The organism is Devosia sp. 1566, assembly GCF_004005995.1.
Lineage (GTDB): Bacteria > Pseudomonadota > Alphaproteobacteria > Rhizobiales > Devosiaceae > Devosia.
On record NZ_CP034767.1, the window covers coordinates 3486304 to 3492500 of the forward strand.

At 57.4% G+C, this 6197-nt stretch carries 2 protein-coding genes and 2 rRNA genes (1 of these 4 running past the window's edge); all 4 read right to left on the reverse strand.

All coding sequences use genetic code 11. The features are described from left to right. Positions 1 to 33 precede the first annotated feature (33 nt). Positions 34 to 1239 carry a lytic murein transglycosylase gene (locus tag ELX51_RS16625; protein ID WP_127755347.1) on the reverse strand — a complete coding sequence of 402 codons (1206 nt, stop codon included), beginning with the start codon at positions 1237 to 1239 and terminating at the stop codon, positions 34 to 36. A gap of 160 nt (positions 1240 to 1399) precedes the next feature. Next, positions 1400 to 3466 (reverse strand): mechanosensitive ion channel domain-containing protein, encoded by a 2067-nt coding sequence (locus tag ELX51_RS16630; protein ID WP_164854902.1) that lies wholly within the window; start codon positions 3464 to 3466, stop codon positions 1400 to 1402. A 338-nt stretch (positions 3467 to 3804) separates the two neighbouring features. Then, positions 3805 to 3920: ribosomal RNA gene (gene rrf / locus ELX51_RS16635) — 5S ribosomal RNA — on the reverse strand. Positions 3921 to 4041: 121 nt separating this feature from the next. Further along, positions 4042 to 6197, reverse strand: a 23S ribosomal RNA gene (locus tag ELX51_RS16640) (it continues 567 nt past the right edge of the window).

Sequence of the window (6197 nt, forward strand, 5' to 3'; positions counted from 1 at the left end):
GGGCATATTGTGACGGCGGATGAACTCTTGAGACTAGCGCTTCAGGGAGTCCAGCAGGCGCCCGGAGATATAGCCGTCAGCTGGCAATCCGGCCTTGGCCTGGTAGGCTAGGACAGCAGCCCGGGTCTTGGGGCCGAGCACACCGTCTGGAGAGCCAATATCAAATCCGGCGCGGGCCAACAGGCTTTGGAGCTCTGCGCGTTGGCTCTTGTTCAGTGCATAGTCCCGGGGCCAGGGGGCAACAAAGGGACCGCCGCCGATGATCCGGTCGGCCAGATGTCCAACGGCCAGAGCGTAACTGTCTGAGTTGTTGTAGCGTTTGATCACTTCGAAATTTGGCAGCAAAAGAAAGGCGGGCCCCGAGGCACCTGTTGGCAAGTAGAGCCGGGCTGTATCGCTGGAGCGAGGGAATGGCTTGCCGGAAGCTCGGCTGATACCCATGGCCTGCCACTGGCTGACTGACGCGCGCTCCATCTGCCACGCGGCAGCGAAATTGAACCCTTGTGGGAGGCGAACTTCATAGCCCCAGGTCTCGCCCGGGCGCCAGTTGAATGACTTGAGATAGTTGGCGGTAGAGCCCAAGGCATCAGGCACTGAATTCCAGATGTCCTTGCGACCATCACCGTTGAAATCAACAGCGTAGCGCATGAAGCTGGAGGGCATGAACTGGGTGTGCCCCATGGCGCCCGCCCAGGATCCCACCATGTTACGGGGGCTTACATGGCCATCCGAAACGATGCGCAGGGCGTTGAGCAGTTCATCGCGGAAGAAATCCGCTCGATAGCCACCTTCCGTCAGCGTCGCCAAGGCATGGATGGTGTTGTTCCCACCCATGAAGCCACCGAAATTGGTCTCCATGCCCCAAATCGCCAGCACGACCTCGGGCTGCACACCATAGCGCTGCGCCGCCGCAGAAAGCGTTTGGTTCCACTCGGCGCGCATTGCTCGGCCCTTTGCCGCTTGCGCGTCCGTCACTCGCTTGGTGACATAGTCTGACGCCAATGAGGCAAACTCCGGCTGCTTGCGCGTGAGCTCCATGACTTGAGGGATCGGACTATACCCAGCAAACGAAGCTTCGAAGGCCTTCCGGCTCACTCCCCTTGCTTCCGCTTGTGGCCAGAGCCCACGAACGAAATCGGCGCTACTGGCAAGCGCAGGCGCGCTTCCGAAGTTCAACAAAGCGGCAAAACAAAGCGCTACAATCGAGTAGCGCGACCTTGTGAGTGACGGGTGCAACATCAAGTGAGCCTCCGGAGAGTGCGAAAAGGCTTAAGCGAGGCGGCTAAAGCCGGTCTGCGCGATGGCGGTTGTCTCGCCACCGCTACCACAATCTTAACTATCCGGATTAAGATCGCCTTAAGGCTCAGGTTCAAGCAGATCACGTCGACGTCATTGCCGCTCACGCGAGGGCGCGTTGGTTATCATCGCCACCAAAGGGCACGCTTGCGTCAGCTGCGCCCTTGGCCCGTACATAGGTGATGTGCGGATAGGGAATCTCGATTCCGCGCTCTTCGAACACCGTCTTGACGATCTCGCTATAGGTCCGACCCGTGCCCCAGTGCTTGCCGGGCAGGGTCTTGATGCGCACCCGCACCACCACGGCGGAATCGCCGAACGCAATGATCCCCTGCATGTCGAGCTCGTCAATAATCTCGTTCTTGTGCTCGGTTTCCAGCAAACGCTCAAAGGCGTCCCGCAGCGCCTGCTTGACGACGCTGATATCGGACTCGTAGGCGACACTGATTTCAGCCACATGGAAGGAGAAACCCTTCACCATGTTGGAAACCAGATCCACCGACGAGAACGGGATCAGGTGGAGGGTTCCGGTTTGATCGCGAATGCTGACCGACCGGATGGTGAGTTTTTCCACCACCCCGGACTTCCCACCGGCCTCCACCACATCCCCCTCGTTCATGACGTTTTCGAACTGGATGAAAATGCCGGTGATGATGTCTTGCACAAGCTTCTGGGATCCAAAACCGATAGCCAGACCCAGCACACCAGCCCCTGCCAGCAGCGGCGCGATATTGACGCCGATCTGTGCCAAGGCCAGCATCACGCCAAACACCACCAGTGCGATCGTGAAAGCATTCTTGAACAGGCTCAGCAGAGTTTTCTCGCGCGCTGTCGGCATCTTGCCGGCTCTGGCGCTGAGCCGAAACTCGATCCACGACGCCACGACAATATAAAGCACCACGCAGGCCAGAACGATAAACGCTGCGGCGATGAGGGAGCCCACGATCTCCTGGCCCCGTTCCGAACCCAACCAGCCGAGTGCATCGAACATCCCCCAGGCCTGCACGACGGCGAGGACAACACCCGCAACGACCACAAGACGGATGATCTGCATGACCCGCGGCACAAAGGCCTGCAGCCGCGTTTCGAGGAGAGGCAAGTTCTGGCGCACATCCTCAGGCAAACTCAAACCGAAGCGGATCACCCGAGAGATGGCGCCCGAAATAGCCATTCCGGCCAAGACCGCGATGGCAGTCTGGAAGGTTGCGCCCAACATGAACGGGAGGGCCCCGTCCGGATTGGCAAACCAGGCGACCAGCAGTGTGAGGAGGTAGGCGATGGCCACAACGTGCCAATAGCGGCCCACAAGAAGCAGCGCCTGACCGACCCCGTCATTGCCGCGCTCCGCGGCAACCTCGGTGAGCCGGGCTCGTGCCCCTTCCTTGCACTGCAGCACCACGATGATGGCCAATGCCACCGATGCGGTCATGGCGATAACTTGGACGGCGGCGGCCGCGTCACGCGAAACACTACTTGAAAGCACGGGAGCGACGAAAAAAAACGTATAACCGAGCAGCGATATCAGCCGGCCGGTGCAGAACGACCAATAAGCCGCGTCGCTGTTCGAGAGAGGAATCCAGCGTAATGCCGCCGAACGCGGGGAAAAAACCGTATGGACCAGCAGCTTGCTGAGTTCCACCAATAGGAACGCGTTGAGCAACAGCGACTCGTTGACTCTCACCTGCCCGCCACTGTCTCTGGCCAAAGTCAGCGCGGTAGCAAAACCAATCCCCCAGGACATCAACACCGAGGCCCCGTCGATCAGCGCTGCCGCAACGACGGCGCCTGTCCGTAAGCGCCATCCGCGCGCCGCCACCCGGCCGGCTAAACGCTGTTGCAGCCAAATGACGACGATGCGCAGGGCCATCAGGCTGCCGAAGAGGCCCGCAGCAACGAGCGCGAGGTTCAAGGCTGCGGTACGCACCTGGGCGAAGTCGGTACTGAGGGCCGCGTTGATGCTACCGCGAAAGTCCTGCACGACGTGAACGAACGCATCAGCGGCGCGCCCGGCGGTTTTGGACAGAGCCCTTGTATGTTCCGCCAGTTGACGGGCGACGCTCAGCGTCGGGGCCGGCTCCTCTACTGGTGCGCTGGCATCCTGGCCTGCGGCCCCTTCCAGGCGCTCAATGAGCGCCTGCCGGGCGGCATCGTTTTCGAGGATTTCGATCAACTGCTTGACGCTTTGATCGTCCTGGACCTCGCTATCGCTAGCCGTAGCCGGCTGGTCTGCGGATGGAAGAAGAGGCACCTGAGCGAGCGCACTGCCCGTTAGCGCCGGTGCGAGCATGCACAAGATCAAAAGAATACGCGCAAGGATCATGAAGGACGGGGCCGGAAGTTTGGGAGCGGGAAAATGGTGGTAGCATACTGGGCCCACACCACGGCAAGGATATGGCCTACCCCCCTCTTCCCCTGCTTCATTGCTTTGAACGCGAAAAAGCCCCGCCTCATTTCTGAGTGCGGGGCTTTTGTGTTTCGACGACGTATTGAGACATCCGTTTTTGGCAGACCTGGCAGCGACCTACTCTCCCAAGCCTTAAGACTTAGTACCATTGGCGCGGAAGCATTTGACGGTCGAGTTCGGGATGGGATCGGGTCCTGGGCGCTTCGCAAGAACCACCAGGTCAGCGAAAAACGGATGGTGAAGATCTGGTTAATGTTTGTTCCAACGCTTTCCCATGCAAGAAGCGTTGGTGGTGTATTTCTGAGCGATCGTTAGATCAATGCGGACATTGATTAATGAGAACGATCAAGCCAATCGAGCTATTAGTACCGGTAAGCTTCACACATTGCTGCGCTTCCACACCCGGCCTATCGACGTGGTGGTCTTCCACGGCTCTCAAGGGAATACTCGTTTTGAAGGAGGCTTCCTGCTTAGATGCTTTCAGCAGTTATCCCGTCCGAACTTAGCTACCCTGCAATGCGGCTGGCGCCACAACAGGTCCACCAGAGGTTCGTCCAACCCGGTCCTCTCGTACTAGGGTCAGCTCTTCTCAATATTCCTACACCCACGGCAGATAGGGACCGAACTGTCTCACGACGTTCTAAACCCAGCTCACGTACCACTTTAAATGGCGAACAGCCATACCCTTGGGACCTGCTCCAGCCCCAGGATGTGATGAGCCGACATCGAGGTGCCAAACAATGCCGTCGATATGGACTCTTGGGCATTATCAGCCTGTTATCCCCAGCGTACCTTTTATTCGTTGAGCGATGGCCCTTCCACGCGGGACCACCGGATCACTATGACCGACTTTCGTCTCTGCTCGACTTGTCAGTCTCGCAGTCAGGCAGGCTTATGCCATTGCACTCAGCGAACGATTTCCGACCGTTCTGAGCCCACCATCGCGCGCCTCCGTTACTCTTTGGGAGGCGACCGCCCCAGTCAAACTACCCACCATACGCTGTCCCGGACACTGTTATGCCGCGGTTAGACATCTATGACGATAAGGGTGGTATCTCATCTTGCGGCTCCACCAGAGCTGGCGCCCTGGCTTCAAAGCCTACCACCTATCCTGCACATGCCGACACAAATGCCAGCGTAAAGCTATAGTAAAGGTGCATGGGGTCTTTCCGTCTGACCGCAGGAACCCCGCATCTTCACGGGGAATTCAATTTCGCTGAGTCTATACTGGAGACAGTGGGGAAGTCGTTACGCCATTCGTGCAGGTCGGAACTTACCCGACAAGGAATTTCGCTACCTTAGGACCGTTATAGTTACGGCCGCCGTTTACCGGGGCTTCATTTCAAAGCTTGCACCTCTCCATTTAACCTTCCGGCACCGGGCAGGCGTCAGACCCTATACGTCGTATTGCTACTTCGCAGAGCCCTGTGTTTTTAGTAAACAGTCGCCACCCCCTCTTTTGTGCCACTCCACAACGGTTGCCCGCTGGGAAGTCACGCTTATCCCGAAGTTACGCGTGCAATTTGCCGAGTTCCTTCAGTATAGTTCTCTCAAGCGCCTTGGTATACTCTACCAGTCCACCTGTGTCGGTTTAGGGTACGGTCAATATCGATGGAGCTATTTCCAGGAACCGGCTCATCGCACCCCCAATCCAATAAGGGGATACGAACCTGCGCGATCCGTCACTACCATCTGGTTCACGAATATTAACGTGATTCCCATCGGCTACGCATTTCTGCCTCACCTTAGGGGCCGACTAACCCTGCGCTGATTAGCATTGCGCAGGAACCCTTGGACTTTCGGCGAAAGTGTCTCTCACACTTTTTGTCGCTACTCATGTCATCATTCGCACTTCCGATACCTCCACGGCCCCTCACAGGTACCGCTTCGCAGGCTTACGGAACGCTCCGCTACCGCTTGCACGTAAACGTGCAAACCCTAAGCTTCGGTGGATAGTTTTAGACCCGTTACATCTTCGCCGCAGGAACGCTTGACCAGTGAGCTGTTACGCTATCTTTAAAGGATGGCTGCTTCTAAGCCAACCTCCTGGTTGTCTAAGCATTCCCACATGCTTTCCCACTTAACTATCACTTGGGGACCTTAGCTGTAGGTTAGGGCTGTTTCCCTTTTGACGACGGACCTTAGCACCCGCCGTCTGTCTCCCGGATATCACTTGTGGGTATTCGGAGTTTGGTTAGGTTTGGTAAGTCGGTGAGACCCCCTAGCCCATCCAGTGCTCTACCCCCCACAGTGTTCGTCCGAGGCGATACCTAAATATCTTTCGCGGAGAACCAGCTATTTCCAAGTTTGATTGGCCTTTCACCCCTAGGAACAAGTCATCCCCGTAATTTTCAACTTACGTGGGTTCGGCCCTCCAGTTGGTGTTACCCAACCTTCAGCCTGCTCATACCTAGATCACTTGGTTTCGGGTCTAATCCAACTAACTTAACGCCCTATTCAGACTCGCTTTCGCTGCGCCTACACCTAACGGCTTAAG